The following is a 2472-nucleotide window of genomic DNA, read 5'->3' on the forward strand; positions in this document are numbered from 1 at the left end:
GCTTACCTGAATAAATCACATAACCTCTATATGTAGGGTGGGCACTGCGCAGCTTACCTGAATAAATCACATAACCTCTATATGTAGGGTGGGCACTGCACACCTTACCTGAATAAATCACATAACCTCTATATGTAGGGTGGGCACTGCACACCTTACCGCTATTCGCTGGTCAAACCATCTTTTTCGTATAACTAGAAACCGTATTTTCCAACAACATAGCAACAGTCATCGGCCCGATTCCTCCCGGCACCGGCGTAATCAATCCTGCTACTGTTTTCACAGCATCAAAATCTACATCTCCGGCCAAACGGCTCGTACCGTCTGCATTCACGACGCGGTTAATACCAACATCAATTACAACTGCTCCCGGTTTGACCATATTAGCTGCAATCATTTCTGTGCGGCCGACGGCGGCTATTAAAATATCGGCTTGGCTGGTAATTGATTCTAGGTTTTGCGATCGCGAATGAGCTACAGTAACAGTGCAATCGGCTTCTAACAGCATCAGCGCCATCGGTTTACCTACCAAAATACTGCGGCCCAAAACAACAGCATTTTTTCCTTTCAACTCAATCTGGTATTCTTGCAATAACCGCATCACTCCGGCGGGAGTACAACTCCGCAAACCTTGCTCACCGCGCACCAAGCTGCCTAAATTTACCGGGTGAAGTCCGTCAGCATCTTTGTCAGGCGCAATTTGGTACAGCAGCGAAATTGCATCTAAGTGTTCTGGTAGCGGTAATTGAACTAAAATGCCGTCTACTCGATCGTCCTCGTTGAGTGCATGAATTGCAAGTTCAAGTTCCGCTTGAGTGGCGTTTGCTGGGTAATGCTGGCCGAAGGAAGCTATGCCAACTTTAGCGCAGGCTCGCTCTTTGTTGCGAACGTAGGCCGCGCTGGCTGGGTTGTCTCCCACCATCAGCACCGCAAGTCCCGGAGGACGCCCCATCTGGGGCTGTAGGGCGCGGACTCGATCGCTCAGTGCGCTTTGAATCTTTGTCGCTAAAGCTTTGCCATCTAGTATTTGAGCAGTTTTGGCATCCATTGTAGACTCTGGGTTAGGGGCTGACGATTTTAGATTTTAGCTTAACTGCCGTCAAGGATTGCAAAGCGAGAAATTTCTGACTTGCGATCGACTCTGAGGATTCTGTTAAAGTAAGTCAATCTAAAATATCAAATCCTTTGACAAATGACTACTGTAATTCAGCAAGTTTGGATTCAAAGATACTCCATAGGCTCTTTATTGCTAATACTGACTAGCGGTTTGCTCAGTTGTGGCAATGTACCCATGTCTCAACTCAATCTCGGTTTGAATGTTGCTAGTATTGGCGACATTCAACAAAAGCGGCAAGTCGATGGTGAAGTTTATCTCCGGGGAAAGGTTGAAAATCGCGCTCCGTTTGTGGGGAATGCGGCTTATCAAATTCAAGACGGTACTGGTAAAATTTGGATTTTAACTAAGCAAGCTTTGCCGAAGCTTGGTGATGAAGTGTTGCTTAAGGGAGAAGTTCGCTACAAGAGTATTACTGTGAAGGAATTGGCAAATCAAGATTTAGGTGAAGTTTATATTGAGGAAATGGAACAATTAAAACGCACTCCAGCGGCTGATAAAGCCAAATAGCAAAATGCTCATTTATTCCGATAATTCAGTTATGCTTGTAGTGCGGACTTCAGTCCGCTTTCATGTTGCGGACTGAAGTCCGCACTACAAACCGTTTTATTCCGATAATTCAGTTATGCTTGTAGTGCGGACTTCAGTCCGCTTTCATGTTGCGGACTGAAGTCCGCACTACAAACCGTATTTGTTGATGACTAAAATTCACGTTGCGATCGCCATTTTACACAAAAACGGCAAGTTTCTCTGCCAGTTGCGGGACGATATTCCTAATATCAGATATCCCGGACATTGGGCTTTGTTTGGCGGACACTTGGAACCTGGAGAAACTGCGGAAGTTGCTTTGCTGCGGGAATTAGTAGAGGAAATTGGCTGGGTTCCTGCAACTGTTTCTTTTTTCTGTCGCGATGTCGAAGGAGATGTTGTGCGCTATGTTTTTCACTCACAACTTACTGCGGATGTCAAGGATTTAGTTTTGCAGGAGGGTTGGGATATGGAGTTGTTGACAGCCGAGGATATTCGGGCTGGTAAATGCTATTCTGAAAAGTCTGGAGATGTGCGACCTTTCGGCATTCCTCACCAGCGGATTTTATTGAATTTTATTGAGTCGATTTGAGACTCTACTTATAAGTTGTCCCTGATTTTTGAAATTCTTGTGGGGTGGGCAAGAAGCCCACCCCAAAGGTAAAAACTAAATGCACAATAGCTTAGTCGTAAGGTGCGCACTGCGCACCCTACATTTCAGGTTTTTAGCGGTTAAGAGCGAGCAGCAATCATTCCCGTTTGGCCTCCGTCGTAAGGTGCGCACTGCGCACCCTACATTTCAGGTTTTTAGCAGTTAAGAGCGAGCAGCA

The 2472-nt window shown here is 45.9% G+C and carries 3 protein-coding genes; 2 read left to right on the forward strand and 1 reads right to left on the reverse strand.

Annotated features, from left to right (window positions below; genetic code table 11):
* Window positions 1–172: 172 nt before the first annotated feature.
* A complete protein-coding gene (folD, locus tag JGK39_RS08805) occupies window positions 173–1048 on the reverse strand; it encodes a bifunctional methylenetetrahydrofolate dehydrogenase/methenyltetrahydrofolate cyclohydrolase FolD (protein WP_293250830.1) in 876 nt (291 codons plus the stop codon).
* Window positions 1049–1192: 144 nt separating this feature from the next.
* Between folD and JGK39_RS08810 the strand changes: the two genes are divergently transcribed.
* Together JGK39_RS08810 and JGK39_RS08815 are read left to right on the forward strand one after the other, a co-directional pair.
* Window positions 1193–1624: a DNA-binding protein gene (locus tag JGK39_RS08810; protein WP_293250833.1), complete on the forward strand. Its 432-nt coding sequence runs from the start codon at window positions 1193–1195 to the stop codon at window positions 1622–1624.
* 187 nt (window positions 1625–1811) lie between these two features.
* Window positions 1812–2234 carry an NUDIX hydrolase gene (locus JGK39_RS08815; protein ID WP_293250836.1) on the forward strand — a complete coding sequence of 141 codons (423 nt, stop codon included), beginning with the start codon at window positions 1812–1814 and terminating at the stop codon, window positions 2232–2234.
* Window positions 2235–2472 lie beyond the last annotated feature (238 nt).

The organism is Microcoleus sp. PH2017_12_PCY_D_A (assembly GCF_020738565.1).
In the GTDB taxonomy this organism is placed as follows: domain Bacteria; phylum Cyanobacteriota; class Cyanobacteriia; order Cyanobacteriales; family Microcoleaceae; genus Microcoleus.